Consider the following 18,466-nt stretch of genomic DNA (forward strand, 5'->3'; position numbering starts at 1 on the left):
TGGGTCGGTCAGGCGTTGCGCTGTTCGAATTCGCGCATGTACTCCACCAGCGCCTGCACGCCAGCGATGGGCATGGCGTTGTAGATGCTGGCACGCATGCCGCCGACGGACTTGTGGCCCTTGAGCTGCAGCAGGCCGCGTTCCCGGGCTCCGGCCAGGAAGGCGTCATTGCGCGATTCGTCGCGCAGGAAGAAGGGGATGTTCATGCGCGAGCGGCAATTGGCAGCGACCTTGTTCACGTAGAACGAGGACTGGTCCACGTACTGGTAGAACAGGTCGGCCTTGGCGATGTTGCGCGCCTCCAGGGCGGCCACTCCGGTCAGGCCGCCTTCGGTCTGGCGCTTGATCCATTGGAACGTGAGGCCCGCGATGTAGATGCCCCAGGTCGGCGGCGTGTTGTACATCGACTGGTTGTCGGCCACGGTCTTGTAGTCGAAGGCCGAAGGGCAGGCCGGCAGGGCGTGGCCCAGCAGATCCTCGCGCACGATGACCAGGGTCAGGCCGGCAGGGCCCAGGTTCTTCTGCGCGCCGCCGAACGCCAGGCCCACGCGGCTCCAATCGACGGGGCGCGAGGCCACGTGCGAGGAGAAGTCAACCACCAGCGGAGCATCGCAGCCCAGCGCCTTCAGGTCGGGCAGCTCCTGGAACTCCACGCCATGGATGGTTTCATTGCTGCAGATGTGCACGTAGCTGGCGCCGCGGCTCAGTTGCCAGCTCTCGGGGGCGGGCAGGGCGGTGAACTTGCCGTCCTCGCCGCTGGCCGCGATGTGCGCGTCCGCCACGTACTTGCGTGCTTCCTTGGCCGACTTCTGGCTCCAGCTGCCGCTGAGCACGAAGTCCACCGTGCCTGCGCGCGACAGGTTCAGGGGAACGATGGCGTTCTCGGCCAGGCCGCCGCCCTGCATGAACAGGATCTTGAACTCGGGCGGGACGGCCAGCAGCTCGCGCAGGTCGGCCTCGGCCTGTTCATAGATGGAGATGAACTCCTTGCCGCGGTGGCTCATCTCCATCACGCTCATGCCGGACCCGTGCCAGTCGAGCATTTCGGCGGCTGCCTGCTGCAGCACTTCGGCGGGAATGGCGGCGGGGCCGGCGGAGAAGTTGTAAGGGCGGTTCATGGAGTTCACTGTCAAGTCACGCGCAGGCGCCAGTTCGGGCGGTGCCTGCAACTGTCAAAAATCTGGGCCGCCGCTGGGACTGCGCTCCCGGTGCGGGAGGCAGTCCCAGCGGGGGCTGGGTCATCAGGCGGGCTCGCCCGTGCCTTCGGCAGCGGCTTCGTCGCCGCCTGCGGCCTCCTCGCCCGTGGCCTCGTCCTCGACTTCGTTGGCATCGTTTTCAACGATGCGCTGCAGGCCGCCGAGCTTGGCGCCTTCGTCCAGGGAGATCAGCGTCACGCCCTGGGTGGCGCGGCCCAGTTCGCGGATTTCCGAGACCCGGGTGCGCACCAGCACGCCAGTGTCGGTGATCAGCATGATTTCGTCGTCGGCATGCACCAGGGTGGCGGCGACGACCTTGCCGTTGCGCTCGGATTGCTGGATGGCAATCATGCCCTTGGTGCCGCGGCCATGGCGCGTGTACTCCACGATGGAGGTGCGCTTGCCGTAGCCGTTTTCGGTGGCCGTGAGCACGCTTTGCGACTCGTCCTCGGCCACCAGCATGGCGATCACGCTCTGGCCTTCTTCCAGGTTCATGCCCTTGACGCCGCGCGCGTTGCGGCCCATGGGGCGCACGTCGTTTTCGTCGAAGCGCACGGCCTTGCCGCCGTCGCTGAACAGCATCACGTCATGCTTGCCGTCGGTGAGGGCTGCGCCGATCAGGAAGTCGCCCTCGTCCAGGCCCACGGCGATGATGCCGGCCTTGCGCGGGTTGGAGAACTCGTCCAGCGCCGTCTTCTTCACGGTGCCCATGCTGGTGGACATGAACACATAGTGGTCGGCCGGGAAGCTGCGGTACTCGCCCGTCAGCGGCAGCACCACGTTGATCTTCTCGCCATCCTGCAGCGGGAACATGTTGACGATGGGGCGTCCGCGCGAGCCGCGCGAACCTGCGGGCACTTCCCAGACCTTGAGCCAGTACAGGCGGCCGCGGTTGGAGAAGCACAGCAGGTAGTCGTGCGTGTTGGCGATGAACAGCTGGTCGATCCAGTCGTCTTCCTTGGTGGCCGTGGCCTGCTTGCCGCGTCCGCCGCGCTTTTGCGAGCGGTACTCGGACAGCGGCTGGCTCTTGATGTAGCCCGTGTGGCTGAGCGTGACCACCATGTCGGTGGGCGTGATCAGGTCCTCGGTGGACAGGTCCTGCGCGCTGTACTCGACCGTGCTGCGGCGGGCGCCGACCTTGCTCTGGCCGAACTCGGCCTTGATCTGCTTGAGCTCGTCGCCAATGATGGCCGACACGCGCTCGGGCTTGGACAGGATGTCCAGCAGGTCCTCGATGACGGACATCACGTCCTTGTACTCGGCGACGATCTTGTCCTGCTCCAGGCCGGTCAGGCGCTGCAGGCGCATCTGCAGGATTTCCTGGGCCTGGGTTTCGGACAGGCGGTACAGGCCATCGGCCTGCATGCCGAATTCGCGCTCCAGCCCGTCGGGGCGGTAGTCGTCGGCGTTGACCACGCCGCCATCGGTGCGGGTGCGCGTGAGCATCTCGCGCACCAGCTTGCTGTCCCAGTTGCGCGTCATCAGCTCGGCCTTGGCCACAGGCGGCGTCGGCGCGTTGCGGATGATGGCGATGAAGTCGTCGATATTGGCCAGCGCGACCGCCAGGCCTTCCAGCACATGGCCGCGCTCGCGCGCCTTGCGCAGCTCATACACCGTGCGGCGCGTGACCACTTCGCGGCGGTGCTGCAGGAAGACCTCGACCAGATCCTTCAGGTTGCACAGCTTGGGCTGGCCATCGACCAGCGCCACCATGTTCATGCCGAAGGTGTCTTGCAGCTGGGTCAGCTTGTACAGGTTGTTGAGCACGACCTCGGGCACTTCGCCGCGCTTGAGCTCGATCACCAGGCGCATGCCCGACTTGTCGGACTCGTCCTGGATGTGGCTGATGCCTTCGATCTTCTTCTCGTGCACCAGCTCGGCCATGCGCTCCTGCAGCGTCTTCTTGTTGACCTGGTAGGGCAGCTCGTCAACGATGATGGCCTGGCGCTGGCCGCGATCGATGTCCTCGAAGTGGCACTTGGCGCGCATCACCACGCGTCCGCGACCCGTGCGGTAGCCTTCCTTGACACCGTTGATGCCATAGATGATGCCGGCCGTGGGGAAGTCAGGCGCGGGAATGATCTCCATCAGCTCGTCGATGGTGGCCTGAGGCGTCTGCAGCAGGTGCAGGCAGGCATCCACCACCTCGTTGAGGTTGTGCGGAGGAATGTTGGTGGCCATGCCCACGGCAATGCCCGAGGAACCATTGACCAGCAGGTTGGGCAGCCGCGCGGGCAGCACCAGCGGCTCGCGCTCGCTGCCGTCGTAGTTCGGGCCGTAGTCCACCGTCTCCTTGTCGATGTCGCCCAGCATCTCGTGGGAGATCTTGGACAGGCGGATTTCGGTGTAACGCATCGCCGCCGCGCTGTCCCCGTCCACCGAACCGAAGTTGCCCTGCCCGTCGACCAGCATGTGGCGCAGCGAGAAATCCTGTGCCATGCGCACGATGGTGTCGTACACCGCGCTGTCTCCGTGCGGGTGGTACTTGCCGATCACGTCGCCGACGATACGCGCCGACTTCTTGTACGGCCGGTTCCAGTCGTTGTTGAGCTCGTGCATGGCGAACAGCACGCGCCGATGCACAGGCTTGAGACCATCTCGCGCATCGGGCAGCGCCCGGCCCACGATCACGCTCATTGCGTAATCGAGATAGCTGCGACGCATCTCCTCTTCGAGGCTGATGGGCAGGGTTTCTTTAGCAAACTGGGTCATGTGTGGCGATACTCTGACGGCGGGAAAAGGCCCATTTTAGGTCGAATGACGTGTAGCAGCCGAGCAACATAACCCTGGAATTCCGCCGCTGTCCTACTTGTTGGCGCCCGCTTGGCGGTCCGTCTGCTTGTGACGTATGGCACAATCAATTCAACGTTTTTGGTGATGGTCACTGATAACGTCCACAGATTCGCAGCCCTGCTGCGGCTTTTTCCCCAAGAGGAGAACCATGAAGAAACTGAACAAAGTGGCGATGTTGTTTGCCTCTGCCGCCCTCGCAACGGCTGCTGGCGCACAAGTGAAGGCTGCTGACGGTGGCAAGACCATCGACAACTGGCAAAACGGCACCAGCGAACTGGTGTGGAAGAACGGCACGAACGAACTGTGCTGGCGCGATGCCAACTGGACGCCCGCCACTGCAGCAGCTGACTGCGACGGTGCCCTGAAGCCTGTGGCAGCCGCTGTGGCTCCTGCCGCAACGCCCGCTCCGGCAGCTCCCGCTCCGGCACCGGCTCCCGCTCCGGCCGTGGCTTCCAAGGTGACCTTCTCTGCTGACGCTTTCTTCGACTTCGACAAGTCGGTTCTGAAGCCCGAAGGCAAGGCCAAGCTGGATGACCTGGCCTCCAAGGTCAAGGGCATCAACCTGGAAGTGGTCATCGCCGTCGGTCACACCGACTCCGTTGGCTCTGACGCCTACAACCAGAAGCTGTCGGTTCGCCGCGCTGAAGCTGTGAAGGCTTACCTGGTGTCCAAGGGCATCGAAAAGAACCGCGTCTACACTGAAGGCAAGGGCGAAAAGCAGCCCATCGCCGACAACAAGACCAAGGAAGGCCGCGCAAAGAACCGTCGCGTGGAAATCGAAGTGGTCGGCACCCGCGCCGCTCAGTAATCTTTCGATTGCTTCCCGCAAAAGCCCCGGCAACGGGGCTTTTTTTATGGCCGAACGGTCGTCGCAATCACCGACAATCGAGCCATGAGCAACGCAATCAACGTCAATGCCGACCCGGCGGAGCTGGAGAAATTCTCCAGCCTGGCCCATCGCTGGTGGGACCCGGAAAGTGAGTTCAAACCTTTGCATCAGATCAATCCGTTGCGCCTGGACTGGATTGATGCGCAAGCTCCCTTGAAGGGCCGCAGGGTCCTTGATGTCGGCTGCGGCGGCGGCATCCTCGCCGATTCCATGGCCCGCAAGGGGGCGAGAGAGGTGGTGGGCATCGACCTGGCCACCAAGGCATTGCGTGTGGCCCAGTTGCATGCGCTGGAAACGGGCACTCCGAACATCCACTACCACGAAGTCAGTGTGGAACGTCTGGCCGAGGAGCAGCCGGGCTCCTTTGACGTGGTGACCTGCATGGAGATGCTCGAGCATGTGCCCGATCCCGCTTCCGTGGTCGCGGCCTGCGCCGAGCTGGTCAAGCCTGGGGGCTGGGTGTTCTTCTCCACCATCAACCGCAGTGCCAAAGCCTTTGGTCTGGCCATTGTGGCGGCGGAGTACCTGCTCAAGATGATTCCCAAGGGGACGCATGAGTACGCCAAGCTGATCCAGCCCAGCGAACTCGCCATGTTTGCCCGTCAGGCTGGCCTTGACCTGCAGGCCAGCAAGGGTCTGCAGCACAACCCCATCACCGGGCGCTACTGGCTCAGCGCGGACACATCGGTGAACTACATGCTGGCAACGCGCCGGGCAGAAGGGTGAGCCGCATGTGGCAAGAAGTCCGAGCTGTTCTGTTCGACCTGGACGGCACCTTGATCGACAGTGCGCCCGACCTGGGTGCGGCCGCAGACAGGATGCGCATTGACCGTGGCCTGCAGTCGCTTCCCTATGAGCGGTATCGGCCCATGGCGGGCGCCGGGGCACGGGGGATGCTGGGGGTGGGCTTCGGGCTCACGCCTGACTCGCCGGAGTTTCCGGAGATGCGCGAGGAGTTTTTCCGCAACTACGAGCAGTGCATGACCGAGCGCACCTACGCGTTCGATGGTGTCCCGGAGCTCATTGCACAGCTCCAGGCGGCATCCATGCCCTGGGGTGTGGTCACCAACAAATCCATGCGTTTCACCGATCCGCTGACGCAGCAGATGCCGCTTTTCGCGAGCGCGGGTGCCATCGTCAGCGGTGATACCACGCCCCACGCAAAGCCCCATCCAGCACCGTTGCTGGAAGCTGCCGCGCGTATCGGCCTGCCCCCGCAGAGTTTTGTCTATGTGGGTGATGATGAGCGCGACATCGTTGCAGGCAAGGCCGCAGGCATGAAGACCGTGGCGGCCTGCTACGGCTACCTTGGCGCAGCGGGCGATACGCTGCAGTGGCAGGCGGATGCGCAAATCTATTCTCCGCTGGAGCTCTTGAAACTGCTGGAAAGAGGCTAAGATAGGAGTCTTGGGGCTGTCCTGGTTTCGACGTGGGTTCGGGACCGGCGTGGTGCATGTCGAGCTTGAGTGACGCTCGTAAATCTCCATTCAAAAAAACTAACTGCAAACGACGAACGTTTCGCACTCGCCGCTTAAATCCGGTGAGCCTTGCAACAGCACGCTGATGGGCTGGGCAAGGGGGTAGCAATACCTCCCGGCTGCAAGGGAATTTACATCAGCTGGCTGCGTGCTGGGCTTCTTAGTACGTGGCAAGATCCAAGGAAGCTGGCATCCCGGGTAGCGTGCGCCTGCGCGACTTGGGAGGCGAGACTCAAAACAGAACGCTAAACATGTAGATCTGCCCGGCGAAGGCTTGCGGACGCGGGTTCAATTCCCGCCAGCTCCACCATCCACCACCGGCCTACACCAAGCAAATGCAGGGTGTAGGCCGGTTTTCTTTTGTCTAAATGGTGCAGGTTGGTGCGCGCGAATGCACTGGAAGTGCACGCGAAATGCACCGATCTCAGCTGACAGCGCGCAGGGCCGGCTTCGGCTTTTGGTAGTCCTCCCGGATGAACTTGCCGTACGTCCGGTACACCATCTCCACATCCTCATGGCCCAGTTGGCTGGCCACATACCAGGGGTTCTCTCCCCGCGTGAGCAGTGTGGACGCAAATGTGTGGCGGATTTGATACGGGTTGCGGTACTCGATCCCGGACCGCTCCATGAGCGGCAACCAGAGCGTCTTGCGGATCTGGGCGTCCGTCGTCCAGGCCTTCAGGGTTCGCGGGTTGAGCCATATGCGGTTCCCGCGCATCTGGCTGATAGGCCGCTGTAGTCTCAGCGCCTCGATGGCCTCCGCGTTCAGCTCTACATCCCGCTTGCCTGCTTCGGTCTTTGGCGCCTTGATGACGCCGACAACCTGGTTGAGCACGATCTGGGCAACGCGCCGTTCCATGTCGATGTGCTCCCAGCGCAGCGCTTGGAGCTCGCCGGGCCGCAGGCCGGTGTTGAACCAGAACTGGATCATGGGGCGCTCATCCTCGCGGCACGCCAGCAGGATCTGCTCTCGCTCGGCCTGGGTGAACGGCTGGATCACATAATCGCTGGCTTTGCTGGTTTGGCGAATCAGCTTTGCCAGGGCGATGCGATCAAACGGGTTGAACTCGATCAGGCCGTCGTTCAGCGCATCCTCGAACACGCTTCGCAGCGGGGTGAGCATGTTCCGGATGGCTTTGCTGGTGCAGTCCATGCCGGAGATCCAGTCGCGCAACGCCGAGGGGGTGACATCTTCGAGCCGCCAGCCATGCCAGTGGCGCATGCGCTCGCCTGTAATTGCCTTTTTGTAGCCGCTCAGGGTCGCAGGAGACATCTTCTCCTCCTCGACCTGCCTGGCGTAGATCGCCAACTGCCTTTCGAGGCGCTCCTGCAGCATGGCCTTTTCTTTTTCCTCTGCCTGAGATTTCGCTCGGGGACTATCCGGGAAATATTCGGCATAGGAGAAATCTCCATCGGCGATTTTCCGTTTTATCTCGCCGCGCAAGTTGGCTGCATATTGGAGGCTGCTTTTGGTAATCGGCGCCTCGGGCAACAGCTCCCGGCACTGCTGCCCCTTGAAGACAAAGAAAATCTGGATACGCGGTCCAGATTTCATCTCCCGGATGGTTACGCCCGGTGGCGGCGTAAGGCTTGCTCTTTTATCCATGCGTCGGCTTCCTTGATGTTGACGTGCAGGCGGTTCTGGACCGTGGCCAGGTGCTTGCCGACCAGCCAGATCCCTTTTTTCCGGTAGTGGCGGATTGTCTCCACCGGCGTGCCGGTCATCTCGAAGTACTTCTCCGCGCGCACCCATTCGGGCTCCACGCTCGCTGGAGATTCTGTCGTTGCGGTGTTTTTCATGGCTTCCTCACTGAAAAGTCTCGGCCCGCTGGCTGTTGGCGCGGGTCGCGTTCATATCTACTTGATCAGGTTGGCCAGCTCGCGCAGGAGCCATACCTTTGGCGCGAACCAGACCAGGGCCGCTAGGCGCGTTGCAGTCACAAACGCGATCACGGAGTAGATGCCAATGCCGGTGGCGACGACTCCCGTCAGCAGCGATAGGAAGGCGCGATGCGCCTTGAAGTCGAGCGCGATGCCCGAGTGCACCAGCAAGTGTTTGATGAGCCAAGCCGCGACCAGCAGACCCGCAGTGGGCATGATGATGTCGATGACGGCCTGAGCGCGGCCGTAGGCGATGTACTGCTGCGCCACGCTTGGCAAGCGCTCGACCCAGAAATCCCCTGTCGATGACGCCTGCCCATGGATCGCCGCGATGATCTGGGCGAGCTGTCGCTGAAGTTCTTCCTTCATCTGGTTCTCCAAAAAGAAAGCCCCTCAGCGAGGGGCTGTGTTCTACGATTGGTTCAGCTTCCGAGCGATGCCGGCAGCTGCTGGCCCAGGCCTGTGCGCCCTTCGCCGCCCAGCGCTTCAATCAGGTCTGGGATGAGCTTGGATAGCTCGCCCGTGGCAATCGCCACATCGGCATCGAAGCCTCTGTCGTCCTGCGACTGGCCTTCCATCACGGCATCCAGCATTGCTACCTTGCGCAGCTGCAGGCCTGCGGTCAGTACGAAGCTCACCCTGTCATCCCAGGTCATAGCCACTCGGGTTGGGAGCTTCCCGTGCTGGATGTGCTGCTTGACCTCCTCGATGTCCAGCGGGTGCCGCCCGTACCGGACAACCGATTTGGACTCGTCGCAGGACTTCAGCTCGCATTCGCGGTCCACGCTGAAACCAGCCGGCGCCTCCTGCGAGTTCAACCAGTGCGCCATTGCCGCCTGAGGGCTTGTCTGGGTGTCCAGTAGCGCGAGCGCGAACCCTGGCAACCCCTCCACCAGCGAGCTGACCACCTCGTCGGCGCGCGCCTGGCTGCCGGTGTCCAGCACCAGGGTGCGGGCCTGCGGGTCCAGCCACACCCACATGGAGCCCTGCTTGGTGAAGGCCATGGGCAGCAGGTCCAGCTTGGCCTCGTCCTTGAGTTCCTTCTTTTCCTTCTTGCCGGGCTTGCGGCCTTCGGTGGCCTCGATGTGGGCAGCCTTTTCGTTGACGCGGCGGTTGAGCACGCTGGCTGGCAGCATCTTGGCCTCGGTCATGAAGCGGCAGATCCACTGACCGCCGATGTTCTCCGCGAGGGCGCCGTGTTCTTCGCCACGGGGCGGCACCCAGCCGGCACTGCGCTCCTGGGTAGGGCCGCATTCAGCGAACGGGGACTTTGCAAGGGCTGCTTCCAGTGCGGCGAAGTCAGCGACCCAGGAGGCCGAAATGCGGTAGATGATCAGATTTTTGAACATGTGGGTATCCGAAGAAAACCCCCGACTAGCGGGGCTGGGGTTGTTGGGCCGAGGCCAGGGCAGCACGGGCTTGCCACCCTCTCCATTCGGATTCGCAGTACAGGCGCGAGTCATGGCGCATTCGGTAGCTAGCCTCGAATGCCAGTCGTTCGCCGGGACTGGATGCCTCCAGGCTGAATAGATGGCGCAGCCAGTCCTGAGCGCCGGCCTTTGTCAGATGTCCCTGAGCCTCGGGCTTGAGCGCCCATTCCGGCGCCTGGGGCCATCCCGCTAACTCCATGTGGCGCCTCATCCTCGCCACAGTGAGGCCTGGCTCCCCGTAGGCCATCAGAAACATGCGGACGGCCTGGTTTTCGCCGTCCTCGTCCAGCAGTTCTCTGTCCATCCTCATCCCCTCAAATGAAAGAACCCGCTGGTGCGGGCTCTGGTTGCTGGTCCTGTGGCTCTTGCCACCTGTCGCGCTTGTCGCCGCGCTCGCGGGCTCTACGGCTCATCGCTGCTTCTCCTGGATGCGTGCTTGAAGCTCGGAGGCAAGTCGTTGATGCCACTTCTGAGCGGCCTCATCGCCCGCAAAGACGACATGGAAGTTCATGCCCGGCACAACTGCGCCGATGACCATGGCGACGATGAAGCAGGCGCCGATGACGGCTAGGAATTGGGTCATGGCTTGTCCTTCATGGCTCGGATAGCTGCATCAGCGCAGTCCCAGACCTGGTGCTTTGGCTCCACGTCTTCGAGCGCGTGGCCGCACCGGTCCTCATGCTCGCGCATGACATCCCAGATCGCGCGGGCGACATCTGAGCGCAGCCGCAGGCGGTCGTCATCGCTCAGCGGCAGCGGCAGCGGCAGCGGCTTGCGCACCTCCAGCTCTGCCTGCTCTTGGCGCTTGAGGATGCTGTTCTCGGACGCGAGGTCCAGGGCCTGCATTTCGAGTTTGTGGATACGCGCGTTCTTACTCGCTTCCAGCTCTGCGATGCGGGAGCGCAGGCTGTCGATCAGATCAAAGTCTGGTGCTTGGCCTATGGGTGGCGCCCACTCCTGTCCGCCACGGTCCTGGTAGCCCAGGCGCTGCAGCGTGCGTTCGGCTGCCTGCAGGCGCCCCAGCTCATCGACTGCATCCGAGGCCCAGGAGCTTATGGTCATGTTTTCGCGGTGCTCTCGGATGAGCGCATCGGCCCGGGAGGGTGTTGGTGCTGTGGTCACGGGGTCTGTCCTTTCTCGGCTGCCTTGGGCTTCATCAGGCAGTCGTACAGTGCGGCGCGCGTCTTCTCCAGTGGCGCGGCAACGCTCGCCGGCAGGGTGTAGAGCTTCGGAGCGTTGGGATGGCCACCTTGGAAGCTGGGCAGCATGCGGACGAACAGCTCCGCCTGCTCCTTGCCAATAAAGGCCATGGTCTGCTTGCCGTCCACTTCGATGAAGACGTTGATGGCGGTGATGTTCACGATGCAGGTCCTTTCTGCTGCGCCTGGGCGCGCGCCTTGGTCGTCGTGTAGCTCGGCGACCACTCCACCTCCAAGTCGAACTTTCCGCCGCATGTGTCACATTCGAGGCCATGCGCCGATTCGTGGCGGTCATCGCTGTTTTGCTTGGTGGCGCAGTACGGGCAGATGATGTCGCTGGTGTAGACGCAATCGTCCTCGCTGTGACCCTTCGCCTCGGCGGCTGCGAGCGCTTCAGCTTTCCGGGCAGCGTCCAGGCGATCCTGGCAGGGCTTGCACCGCCAGCCGCCTTGCACGCCCCACGGAGCCTCTGTCAGGTCGGCTCGGGTGCAATTGCATGTCACGCAGCGGTCGTGCGCCTCGCATGGGGAGTAGTTGTAGGACTTGTCGGTTCCCAGGCATTTTTCGCAGGCGCACACCCAGTACCAGGCGCCGTCGATGCGGTCTGCGAACAGTCCCTTGGTGGGCGGCTCCATCCGCACTTCCGGCAAGCCAGTCTTGTGCCACGGATCGTTCCAGACCTGAGTGCTGCCGCTGCGCGTGCGCTGCGTCCACTCTCCTGGGATTTCGGGGATCAGGATCTTCGTGTCGCGCAGGGACGCGCCCGCGCCATTCAGTGCATTGGTCATGTGTCAGCTCTCCTTGTGCCCAGTGGGGCGCTGTGCTCGAGCGAGGCGATAGGCCGCGCGTCGAATGCGGGCGTTGGCCCAACGGCGGATCACGTAGCCGCGGGCGATGCTCACGACAGTGAAGATTGCGGAAATGCCCAGGTTCTGGGACAGGGTGAAGGCGTGCCCGAACAGCGGGTACACGACTGGCGTGAGTGCCAGCGTGACCAGAAACCCGATTGCCGTGTTGATGCATGCCTCGATGAACGAGCCGAGCTTTGTCTGCTCCATCACTCCCCCTTGGCTGCTGCCTGGGCTGCGATTGCCCGTGCTTCAGCAACTACAGCCCGCGCTACAGATCGGCTTGCCCAGCGGAAGTTGGGCCAAATTTCAAGGCCTGTGGCGGGGTCGCGGGCGATCCAGCCATCGCCTGGATCGTGCTCAACAGTTCGTACTCGCATCACGCACCGCCTTCCTTGGCCTGGGCTGCGAGAGCGGCGCGCAGGGCTTCGCGCGGGGTGTTGCCGCTGGCGATGGGGTGCGCCTCCGCTTCATCGTTGAAGATCTCAGCGTCCCAAGGACCCTCGAACTCGGGCACGAGCGCGATGCGGTGCCGCTGCATGGCATCCAACAGGGCCGTGTCGCTGCTGGCATCCACTGCAGGCGCAGCAGGTGCTGCCGGCAAAGGGGAGTGCTTCGGCTTGGCGGCCTGCTTCGCGCGGATCTTCTCCACCATCGTCCAGACGCGCGCCAGCTCCTTCTCGGCCTCTGCGTGCATGTCGATACCGTTGGCCAGGCACAGGGCTGCCAGGGTCGTCATTGCGCCGCCAACCTCCTGGCCCAACTCGCCCACCGGGCGGCCAAACACATAGTCCACGAGCTGGTGCGCCTCGCTGGCTGTGCAGCCGCCGGCTTGGACGGTCTCCAGCGCCTCCTCTAGGAAACGATGGTTGCGCTCCTGCTTGTCGTTGCTGATAGCCGGGCCGAAGCATTCCATCAGCCAGGGCTGCACGCGCTGCTGGAACTCCCTGGGCGCAGCAGGTGCCTGGGGCGCTGCTGCCGATTGCAGAAGCGTGCGCATGTCGGTGTAGCAGCGCATGGCGTCGCTGCTGCCGGTGGTGGCCACCTGCGCCTCGATCTCGTCGGCGCGCTTGCGCCACCAATCCGGCGCGCTGGCCTGGGCCTGGGGCGCTGCTGCCAGCAGAGCGAAGCACGGCAGCACCACCTGCTCATAGACCTGCTTGCAGTCCTCTTTTTCGTAGCCAAACTCGTTCACAAACGTGGAGAACGAAGTCAGCCGCCCCATGATTTCCAGCCATTGCCAGTACCGGGCCGCTACGTGCAGCGCAGTCGGCATGATGGGTGCTGCCACAGCGTTGGCCATGGCCTGCGCTATCTCGCCCTCGACAATCTCGACCAGCTCAGGGCCTGTCACAAGCATGGCCTCTGGCCAGTCAGCAGGGCTACTCCGGTCATCCATGTCGGCCACGCGCTGGCACACGTCGACGGCAATGGCCTTGGCGTCCAGGGCCGGGGCTGCAGGCGCTTCCAGGGCGGGCGCTGCCACGGGCTGGCGGCCCAGGTCGAAGTAGGCGTGCATCTTGTCGCGGCCCCACAGCAAGCCGATTCCAATGGACGATGCATCGTGCTCAGGCAGCGGCGGGTATTCGCTCCGGGGCGATACAGTGGCCGGCTGCAGGTAAACAGTGCGCCAATGGCCTTCGTTGTCCTTGCAGCACGGTTCAACGTCGTATAGGAATTGGCCGGTGTACGTGTTGACGTAGCCGAAGGGCGCCACAGCGGCAGGCTGAGACGCCGCTGCAATCAGAGAGAGCACGTAGCGTGCGTCCGCGTCTTCGATCACGCTGCAGTTCTTGTAGACAAGGATCTCGCGGCCGGCTGATGTGTCGATGCGCCATTCGCCCTGGGGCGTCACAGGAGCTGCCTGAGCCGCATTCCACGCCGCACGCCACGCCAGGCGCTCATTGCGCAGCTGAGCATCGTCCCATCGTGTGTCGTAGTGCTGTTCAAACGCTGTGATCAGCGCTGTCGAGATGTTGTCGTGCATGTGGTGCCTCTCAGGTGGTGATGCGCCAGAGCGCTTTGGTGGTGTTGATGACGTGGCCTGCGCGCTGCAGCAGCAGCGGGCACGCGGCCTGGGGTGGGGTCGGGGTCATGGGGCAGAAACAGGAAAGCCCTCGCGGCATACCGGGAGGGCTTCGGGGGAGGGGAGTATCAGGCGCTGGCGTCGAGCCGGTTCTTGATCGCTGTCACCTTGTGGTGGTACTCGTTCGCTGCGTAGACCCGCTCCAGTGCGTCACGCAGTTCCCGCCGCGTGCACTGCTGCTGCATCTCATTGCAGATGCGCAGCGCTTCGTAGATCGCGTCGTACTCTGGCTTTGACGCGCCCCAGGTGTCGGCGCGGTCGTGGCGCGCGCTGATGGAGCGCATGGCGTCCTGGGCGGCCACCATGGCGGGCTCGGCTTCCGGGAAATGGTCGCTCGCCAGAAACCTGCCCCAGTTGATCCGCAGCGTCAGCGTGTGCCACGTCGTTTCATCGGCTGTTCCTTCGATCAGCGTTGTAGCTAGCCCGAGCGGCACAAGTTGTAGCTGCGTCTCGTCTGCCTTGCCGAAACGGATGTTGATGGGCAACTGGATGTGCCCAGCACCCCGTACAGGGCGCCGCTGTTTCTTTGCCGCGCGGCGCTGGGCTCTGTTGAGTTCCATGATTGCCTCTAGTAAGGGATGTCATCCCTGCCGTCTTGGTACTCGTTGCGGCTTTGTCGCGCAGGCGGACTTTGCTGGCTATCGCGCTGCTTCGGCTCGTTGAGGTATGCCCAGCCATCCCAGCCGACCGGCACGGCTTCGAGCTTGAGCATCAGGCCGTTGCGGCCTTCAATGACCGCACCGATGGTGAGGTAACGGTTCTTTTCCTGCCCGTTGCCGTCTGTGTATTTTCCTGTGACGGCAGTGACTTCGAATTTGCGTGCCATGGTGATCTCTCAGTTTTTGATGGATTGAGCGTGGGCCTTGAGGCTGCTGCGTGTCTTAGAGTCCAGCTTGGGCCAGAGGTATGTCTTCTCCTCTGGATCGGTGATGCCCACCAACTCGCCGTAGGCGCCATGCACGTCGTTGGCGTCCATGCGCTCATTAATGGCCCGGACAACGCTGTCACATACAGCCATGCGCTCTGCAGACACCAAGGCGCCATCAGTTGGCTTGTGACGCGGCGCTGGCTTCTTGGAAGCCGCGTTGCCATCGTCGTCTTCCGGCGCTATACCGCATGCCGCCATAAGCCCGTACCGGCGCGCGTAGGTCAGTGCCGAGCCGTAGCCTTGGGGGTCCTGCTTGGACGCCGGGACATGCAGCTTCCCAGCGCTAATTTGCTCGCCAGATTCGTGGATGAACAGCGTCTCCACGGTCACTCCGCTCGGGTCTTCATGGCACGGCTGCATCAGCATGATCCCGTTGTTGTTGAGGCCGTCGATCACGGCTTCAACGCACGCACTCAGGTCCGCGTACTTGCTGCGGAAATGGGGGTTTTGGCTGGTCTTGAGCGCAGGGCCGAACTCCTTCTGGGCCTTGACCAGCGCTGCCGAAATTGCTTGCATGATTTCTCCTAGAAGGCGGCTTCCTCGTCGCCGTATGTGTCCACGTACCATTCCGCTGTCTGTCGCGAAACGCCGTATTCGGTGATCCATTGCTGGATCGCTTGCTCGCGTTGTTCGTCGCTCATGGGTGCCTCGGTTGCGCTAGAAGGCGCCTGAGTTGAAAGCGGCCACGGCCAGCGTCAGCGCCCTGATGCCGGACCACAGGAATGCGTAGAAGAGGTGTTTCATGGAGCCTCCAAGCTGGTCAATGCAGAGTCGAGGACTTCGTGGGCCTTGTCGTACTTCTGGACAGCCTCAGGGGTCAACATGCCGTAGCCATCCTCCAGATCCCAAAGCTGCCCGTAGAGCTTGCTCATGCCGCGTGCTGCCTCGCAGACGACTTTTAGCTGGGCGATCTCTGCCTGCAGCTCTGCGTATGTGGGCATGTCTGCGCTCATGGGGTTGCTCCTTTCACCAGGTCCAGGGCTGCGCTGGCTTTTGCGAGGTTCTTCCCTATCACTGATTCCGGGTGCGGGTTGAAATGTCGCGTGACGTCGCGCAGGTCTTGCGCGCATCCCTCAAGCGCCTCCGCCAGCGCATCCCGCTGCTCCACCAGCTGGTGCGGCGTCAGGCCGGTTTCGTGGAACACGTTGCCAGCCTCGGCGAATAGGCTGGCTATGGGGTTGGCTTCAGCAAGACTGCTGTTCCGCCCGGGCTGAACCTGGGCGAAAAGACGGTTTTCAAACTGCTCCTCTCCGCGCCTCCAGCCTGCGTGTTGCAGCGTGTAGGTCCAATTTCCTTCCGAAAGCCAAGGCCCGGGCCTGGAGTTGATCGCTTCGCTCATGACGGCTCCTTGGTCAACAGTGCTGTGATTGCTTCCTGTGCTGCGCGCGCGGCTTCTTCGGTGGCGAAGACCCGGCCGAGCTTTTGCAGGTCAATTTGAGGATTGAGGCCCGGCTCATCGAACCAGCGGTAGACGGTGCCGTGATCCGTGATGTAGTACCCCGGGCCGCTCATCACTGGAGCCTCGATCTCGCGGTCTCCTACCGTGATGGTCTTGGGCTTGATACGAAACTGCCAACTGCTCGACAGTCCGCCTCGGATGAGGCTGATGAGGAACTGATCTGGGCGGAGCCCCAGCGTAGTCCAGCGCTCGGCATCAACCTCCACGTTCTCCCCATCTGCGATCCAGCGCAGCACTTGCGCGTGCGGGTGCTCTTTCTTCATGATTCCTCCCACTCTTCGACGGTCCGAACTCTCTTGGATATGAGGCCGTGTTCCACGAACAAAGCCTGGAACTCGCTGGGCATGCTGTATCCGCGGCCCTTGTAGGCCCTGTACATGTCGTATGCGACTTGGACAATGTCCTTGACGGAGAACTCCGGCTGACGGTCCGCCTCGGCATATCTACCGACAAGGACAATGTTCCCGGCCTCGTCCTCTGCCACGCAAAGGGTTTCTTTGCTGAACCCAGTGAGTTCCATCGAGTACGAGGTGCCCAGGATCTCGCGCGCGCCGGTGCAGTACGTGTTCGTCAGACGGGCTTCACCAGAGAAGCCGGCGTCCATCAGGCTGGTGATAAGGCTCATCACCTTCTCGGTGATCTTGAATTTTTCGTTCACGATTTCTCCTTGAGGCACTGGACCTCTGTATTGCTGATCCATTCGGCGTGCATCCCAGGGCACAGCCACTTGCCTGCAGCCGCGCGCTTGACGTCTTGGGCCGTTGGCGTGGGCTGTGGCTCCTGTGCGCCGGCATCAGCGCAGCCGGTGAGGGCCAGCAGGAGCAGGGCGCTCAGCACCATCAGCAGCCAGCCGCCGGGCACGCCATCGGCTTCCGGCTCGTGGACAGGCCCGGGCCGCGAGCACTCGCGCAGGTAGCGGGCGTCGGGATCGGGGTTGAAGGGCTCGGCCGGGGTCACGCGCTGCATGGGGCGTCCTCCAATTGAGAAGGCCTCCCGGAGGAGGCCTGCTGAACACGCTTGAACTCGACTACCCAGACCCAGGGGTTCTGGGCCCAGGAGCCGGGGCCGTTGATCTCTTCCCACAGCTGCGCATACCAGGATCGCGGGAAATCGGGGTAGCCGAACTCGCGGGAAATCTGGTCGATGCTGGGATGGCCGGGCGGCGCGCCCTCTGCCTGCGCGTCGGCTTGGTTTATGTCCTGCAGGCGCTCCACGCGCACGCCAGTGATCTCCAGCGTGATGCGGCTGGCCCATCGCGGCATGTGGATGCTGGGGCGCCAGCCGTGCCGTTTGCTTTCACCGTCGGCCCTGTATTCCACGTCATCGGCGGTCAGGGCTGGCGGGTAGTAGCCCGTCTCGTGGTCGCATTCGTCCTTGAACCACCAATGCGACTCGCGCACCCAGAGCCTGTCGCGCACGCCTCCATAGGGCGACGTGAACTGGATGCTGCCCTCTTCATCGCCGAAGGTGGTCCCGTTGTAAATCTGGCCGCGCTCCTGCGGGTCTGGCACTTCGACAACGTGGCTCAAGTTGTGGGCCATCGCTGGCTTGCAGATCCGGCGCGTCTGAGACTTGGTTGATGCAAGAATCGCTCGGACCATGGGCCCCGAAAACAGAATTGGTCGTTCTTTCATGAGCACTCCTTGGCGGCTGCTTTGTCTTCGTTCTTGGAGTCAATAGCGAGGTCCAGTTCATCGCCGCGCAGGACATCGCCCTTCCAGTCGATGACGCTCCAGTGCTGTCCGCGTCTCAGCAGGCGGTAACGTATGGCATCCCCGACATATGGTGCGGCGGCCTCGCGCTCGGCTGCCACGGCCTCTGCAATGCAAGCCTCCCGGCTGGCGTCGTTGGTCAGGTACTGGCCTGTTCGCTCCAGAAACTCGGATTTGATTGCTTCCGCCTCCTGGCGCTTCGTGGCTGGATCAGCCTCCAGGGCGGCCAGTTCATCAGCAACGCTATCCAGTACAGAGCGGGCGAAGTCTCTGTATCCCTGGCTGTCGTAGCTCGAAGGCTCCGTGTCAAGCAGCCTGTCGCAGTGGTTGTCGATGACAGTGCGCCAGCCAATGGGCGCTACAGGTTTTGCGGCCAGCGCGGCGCGAATCAACTCGGCCAGCTCGGACTTGCCATCCGGCTGGTAGCCAGCTTCGAGAAGCGCTGCAAAAGCGCGATCAATGGCGGCGCCGTAGGCATTCACCCTCTGCTTGAGAAAGGAAACGCTGTTGCCCTGGTAATAGCGCTGGTTTGCTTCCGCATCGCTCATGTCTTTGCTCATGGAATCG

The 18,466-nt window shown here is 62.9% G+C and carries 25 protein-coding genes and 1 other RNA gene; 4 read left to right on the plus strand and 22 right to left on the minus strand.

What is annotated here, in order from left to right:
• Positions 1 to 8 precede the first annotated feature (8 nt).
• Entirely contained in the window at positions 9 to 1,118 is a 1,110-nt protein-coding gene (gene serC / locus ACUTR7_RS00175) for a 3-phosphoserine/phosphohydroxythreonine transaminase (RefSeq protein WP_012206519.1), read from the minus strand.
• A 123-nt stretch (positions 1,119 to 1,241) separates the two neighbouring features.
• Entirely contained in the window at positions 1,242 to 3,908 is a 2,667-nt protein-coding gene (gyrA, locus tag ACUTR7_RS00180) for a DNA gyrase subunit A (protein ID WP_013801630.1), read from the minus strand.
• Between the two features lie 229 nt (positions 3,909 to 4,137).
• Between gyrA and ompA the strand changes: the two genes are divergently transcribed.
• From ompA to ssrA, 4 genes are all read left to right on the plus strand, one after another.
• Positions 4,138 to 4,797 (plus strand): outer membrane protein OmpA, encoded by a 660-nt coding sequence (gene ompA, locus ACUTR7_RS00185; protein ID WP_012206517.1) that lies wholly within the window; start codon positions 4,138 to 4,140, stop codon positions 4,795 to 4,797.
• Between the two features lie 84 nt (positions 4,798 to 4,881).
• Positions 4,882 to 5,604 (plus strand): bifunctional 2-polyprenyl-6-hydroxyphenol methylase/3-demethylubiquinol 3-O-methyltransferase UbiG, encoded by a 723-nt coding sequence (gene ubiG, locus ACUTR7_RS00190; protein ID WP_012206516.1) that lies wholly within the window; start codon positions 4,882 to 4,884, stop codon positions 5,602 to 5,604.
• Positions 5,605 to 5,609: 5 nt separating this feature from the next.
• On the plus strand, positions 5,610 to 6,275 hold the full coding sequence (locus ACUTR7_RS00195) for an HAD family hydrolase (RefSeq protein WP_043820616.1): 666 nt from the start codon (positions 5,610 to 5,612) through the stop codon (positions 6,273 to 6,275).
• A 12-nt stretch (positions 6,276 to 6,287) separates the two neighbouring features.
• Positions 6,288 to 6,666, plus strand: a transfer-messenger RNA (tmRNA) gene (ssrA, locus tag ACUTR7_RS00200).
• 114 nt (positions 6,667 to 6,780) lie between these two features.
• Here ssrA and ACUTR7_RS00205 read toward each other — a convergent pair.
• The 20 genes from ACUTR7_RS00205 to ACUTR7_RS00300 all read right to left on the minus strand — a co-directional run bounded on the left by ACUTR7_RS00205 (position 6,781) and on the right by ACUTR7_RS00300 (position 18,459).
• On the minus strand, positions 6,781 to 7,962 hold the full coding sequence (locus tag ACUTR7_RS00205) for an Arm DNA-binding domain-containing protein (RefSeq protein ID WP_445607784.1): 1,182 nt from the start codon (positions 7,960 to 7,962) through the stop codon (positions 6,781 to 6,783).
• The gene (locus tag ACUTR7_RS00210) at positions 7,923 to 8,156 is read right to left on the minus strand and encodes an excisionase (protein WP_445607785.1); all 234 of its coding nucleotides are present in this window, start codon (positions 8,154 to 8,156) and stop codon (positions 7,923 to 7,925) included. Before ACUTR7_RS00210 ends, ACUTR7_RS00205 begins: the two co-directional genes overlap by 40 nt.
• 57 nt (positions 8,157 to 8,213) lie before the next feature.
• Positions 8,214 to 8,606, minus strand: coding sequence for a hypothetical protein (locus ACUTR7_RS00215; protein ID WP_445607786.1), 393 nt, complete (start codon positions 8,604 to 8,606; stop codon positions 8,214 to 8,216).
• 53 nt (positions 8,607 to 8,659) lie between these two features.
• Positions 8,660 to 9,586, minus strand: a complete 927-nt coding sequence (locus ACUTR7_RS00220) for a recombination-associated protein RdgC (RefSeq protein ID WP_445607787.1) — start codon at positions 9,584 to 9,586, stop codon at positions 8,660 to 8,662.
• A 490-nt stretch (positions 9,587 to 10,076) separates the two neighbouring features.
• A complete protein-coding gene (locus tag ACUTR7_RS00225; RefSeq protein WP_445607788.1) occupies positions 10,077 to 10,250 on the minus strand; it encodes a hypothetical protein in 174 nt (57 codons plus the stop codon).
• The gene (locus ACUTR7_RS00230; RefSeq protein ID WP_445607789.1) at positions 10,247 to 10,789 is read right to left on the minus strand and encodes a hypothetical protein; all 543 of its coding nucleotides are present in this window, start codon (positions 10,787 to 10,789) and stop codon (positions 10,247 to 10,249) included. Before ACUTR7_RS00230 ends, ACUTR7_RS00225 begins: the two co-directional genes overlap by 4 nt.
• The gene (locus tag ACUTR7_RS00235) at positions 10,786 to 11,028 is read right to left on the minus strand and encodes a hypothetical protein (RefSeq protein WP_445607790.1); all 243 of its coding nucleotides are present in this window, start codon (positions 11,026 to 11,028) and stop codon (positions 10,786 to 10,788) included. Before ACUTR7_RS00235 ends, ACUTR7_RS00230 begins: the two co-directional genes overlap by 4 nt.
• Positions 11,025 to 11,654, minus strand: coding sequence for a hypothetical protein (locus ACUTR7_RS00240; protein WP_445607791.1), 630 nt, complete (start codon positions 11,652 to 11,654; stop codon positions 11,025 to 11,027). The genes ACUTR7_RS00235 and ACUTR7_RS00240 overlap by 4 nt, the downstream gene beginning before the upstream one ends.
• Before the next feature lie 3 nt (positions 11,655 to 11,657).
• Positions 11,658 to 11,924 (minus strand): DUF7220 family protein, encoded by a 267-nt coding sequence (locus tag ACUTR7_RS00245; protein ID WP_445607792.1) that lies wholly within the window; start codon positions 11,922 to 11,924, stop codon positions 11,658 to 11,660.
• Positions 11,925 to 12,093: 169 nt separating this feature from the next.
• Entirely contained in the window at positions 12,094 to 13,701 is a 1,608-nt protein-coding gene (locus ACUTR7_RS00250) for a hypothetical protein (protein WP_445607793.1), read from the minus strand.
• A gap of 167 nt (positions 13,702 to 13,868) precedes the next feature.
• A complete protein-coding gene (locus ACUTR7_RS00255; RefSeq protein WP_445607794.1) occupies positions 13,869 to 14,360 on the minus strand; it encodes a hypothetical protein in 492 nt (163 codons plus the stop codon).
• Positions 14,361 to 14,368: 8 nt separating this feature from the next.
• Positions 14,369 to 14,626 (minus strand): hypothetical protein, encoded by a 258-nt coding sequence (locus ACUTR7_RS00260; protein ID WP_445607795.1) that lies wholly within the window; start codon positions 14,624 to 14,626, stop codon positions 14,369 to 14,371.
• 9 nt (positions 14,627 to 14,635) lie between these two features.
• Complete coding sequence (locus ACUTR7_RS00265) at positions 14,636 to 15,244, minus strand: ERF family protein (protein WP_212646419.1); 609 nt, start codon at positions 15,242 to 15,244, stop codon at positions 14,636 to 14,638.
• Between the two features lie 224 nt (positions 15,245 to 15,468).
• A complete protein-coding gene (locus tag ACUTR7_RS00270) occupies positions 15,469 to 15,669 on the minus strand; it encodes a hypothetical protein (RefSeq protein WP_445607796.1) in 201 nt (66 codons plus the stop codon).
• A gap of 8 nt (positions 15,670 to 15,677) precedes the next feature.
• Positions 15,678 to 16,067, minus strand: coding sequence for a hypothetical protein (locus tag ACUTR7_RS00275; protein ID WP_445607797.1), 390 nt, complete (start codon positions 16,065 to 16,067; stop codon positions 15,678 to 15,680).
• Positions 16,064 to 16,450 (minus strand): hypothetical protein, encoded by a 387-nt coding sequence (locus tag ACUTR7_RS00280; protein WP_445607798.1) that lies wholly within the window; start codon positions 16,448 to 16,450, stop codon positions 16,064 to 16,066. Before ACUTR7_RS00280 ends, ACUTR7_RS00275 begins: the two co-directional genes overlap by 4 nt.
• Entirely contained in the window at positions 16,447 to 16,845 is a 399-nt protein-coding gene (locus tag ACUTR7_RS00285) for a hypothetical protein (protein ID WP_445607799.1), read from the minus strand. The genes ACUTR7_RS00280 and ACUTR7_RS00285 overlap by 4 nt, the downstream gene beginning before the upstream one ends.
• Positions 16,842 to 17,153, minus strand: a complete 312-nt coding sequence (locus ACUTR7_RS00290; RefSeq protein ID WP_445607800.1) for a hypothetical protein — start codon at positions 17,151 to 17,153, stop codon at positions 16,842 to 16,844. Before ACUTR7_RS00290 ends, ACUTR7_RS00285 begins: the two co-directional genes overlap by 4 nt.
• Entirely contained in the window at positions 17,141 to 17,821 is a 681-nt protein-coding gene (locus ACUTR7_RS00295) for a hypothetical protein (RefSeq protein ID WP_445607801.1), read from the minus strand. The genes ACUTR7_RS00290 and ACUTR7_RS00295 overlap by 13 nt, the downstream gene beginning before the upstream one ends.
• Positions 17,818 to 18,459, minus strand: coding sequence for a hypothetical protein (locus ACUTR7_RS00300; protein WP_445607802.1), 642 nt, complete (start codon positions 18,457 to 18,459; stop codon positions 17,818 to 17,820). The genes ACUTR7_RS00295 and ACUTR7_RS00300 overlap by 4 nt, the downstream gene beginning before the upstream one ends.
• Positions 18,460 to 18,466 lie beyond the last annotated feature (7 nt).

Source organism: Delftia sp. NA_296.1 (assembly GCF_052692095.1).

Bases quoted from the DNA above. Each gene is read 5' to 3' on its own strand.
- ACUTR7_RS00300 (WP_445607802.1), bottom strand. From the start codon at position 18,459: ATGAGCAAAGACATGAGCGATGCGGAAGCAAACCAGCGCTATTACCAG.
- ACUTR7_RS00295 (WP_445607801.1), bottom strand. From the start codon at position 17,821: ATGAAAGAACGACCAATTCTGTTTTCGGGGCCCATGGTCCGAGCGATT.
- ACUTR7_RS00255 (WP_445607794.1), bottom strand. From the start codon at position 14,360: ATGGAACTCAACAGAGCCCAGCGCCGCGCGGCAAAGAAACAGCGGCGC.
- ACUTR7_RS00210 (WP_445607785.1), bottom strand. From the start codon at position 8,156: ATGAAAAACACCGCAACGACAGAATCTCCAGCGAGCGTGGAGCCCGAA.
- ACUTR7_RS00215 (WP_445607786.1), bottom strand. From the start codon at position 8,606: ATGAAGGAAGAACTTCAGCGACAGCTCGCCCAGATCATCGCGGCGATC.
- ubiG (WP_012206516.1), top strand. From the start codon at position 4,882: ATGAGCAACGCAATCAACGTCAATGCCGACCCGGCGGAGCTGGAGAAA.
- ACUTR7_RS00270 (WP_445607796.1), bottom strand. From the start codon at position 15,669: ATGCCCACATACGCAGAGCTGCAGGCAGAGATCGCCCAGCTAAAAGTC.
- ACUTR7_RS00265 (WP_212646419.1), bottom strand. From the start codon at position 15,244: ATGCAAGCAATTTCGGCAGCGCTGGTCAAGGCCCAGAAGGAGTTCGGC.
- ACUTR7_RS00280 (WP_445607798.1), bottom strand. From the start codon at position 16,450: ATGAAGAAAGAGCACCCGCACGCGCAAGTGCTGCGCTGGATCGCAGAT.
- ACUTR7_RS00205 (WP_445607784.1), bottom strand. From the start codon at position 7,962: ATGGATAAAAGAGCAAGCCTTACGCCGCCACCGGGCGTAACCATCCGG.
- ACUTR7_RS00260 (WP_445607795.1), bottom strand. From the start codon at position 14,626: ATGGCACGCAAATTCGAAGTCACTGCCGTCACAGGAAAATACACAGAC.
- ACUTR7_RS00275 (WP_445607797.1), bottom strand. From the start codon at position 16,067: ATGAGCGAAGCGATCAACTCCAGGCCCGGGCCTTGGCTTTCGGAAGGA.
- ACUTR7_RS00290 (WP_445607800.1), bottom strand. From the start codon at position 17,153: ATGCAGCGCGTGACCCCGGCCGAGCCCTTCAACCCCGATCCCGACGCC.
- ACUTR7_RS00250 (WP_445607793.1), bottom strand. From the start codon at position 13,701: ATGCACGACAACATCTCGACAGCGCTGATCACAGCGTTTGAACAGCAC.
- ACUTR7_RS00220 (WP_445607787.1), bottom strand. From the start codon at position 9,586: ATGTTCAAAAATCTGATCATCTACCGCATTTCGGCCTCCTGGGTCGCT.
- ACUTR7_RS00245 (WP_445607792.1), bottom strand. From the start codon at position 11,924: ATGGAGCAGACAAAGCTCGGCTCGTTCATCGAGGCATGCATCAACACG.
- serC (WP_012206519.1), bottom strand. From the start codon at position 1,118: ATGAACCGCCCTTACAACTTCTCCGCCGGCCCCGCCGCCATTCCCGCC.
- ompA (WP_012206517.1), top strand. From the start codon at position 4,138: ATGAAGAAACTGAACAAAGTGGCGATGTTGTTTGCCTCTGCCGCCCTC.
- ACUTR7_RS00225 (WP_445607788.1), bottom strand. From the start codon at position 10,250: ATGACCCAATTCCTAGCCGTCATCGGCGCCTGCTTCATCGTCGCCATG.
- gyrA (WP_013801630.1), bottom strand. From the start codon at position 3,908: ATGACCCAGTTTGCTAAAGAAACCCTGCCCATCAGCCTCGAAGAGGAG.
- ACUTR7_RS00195 (WP_043820616.1), top strand. From the start codon at position 5,610: ATGTGGCAAGAAGTCCGAGCTGTTCTGTTCGACCTGGACGGCACCTTG.
- ACUTR7_RS00240 (WP_445607791.1), bottom strand. From the start codon at position 11,654: ATGACCAATGCACTGAATGGCGCGGGCGCGTCCCTGCGCGACACGAAG.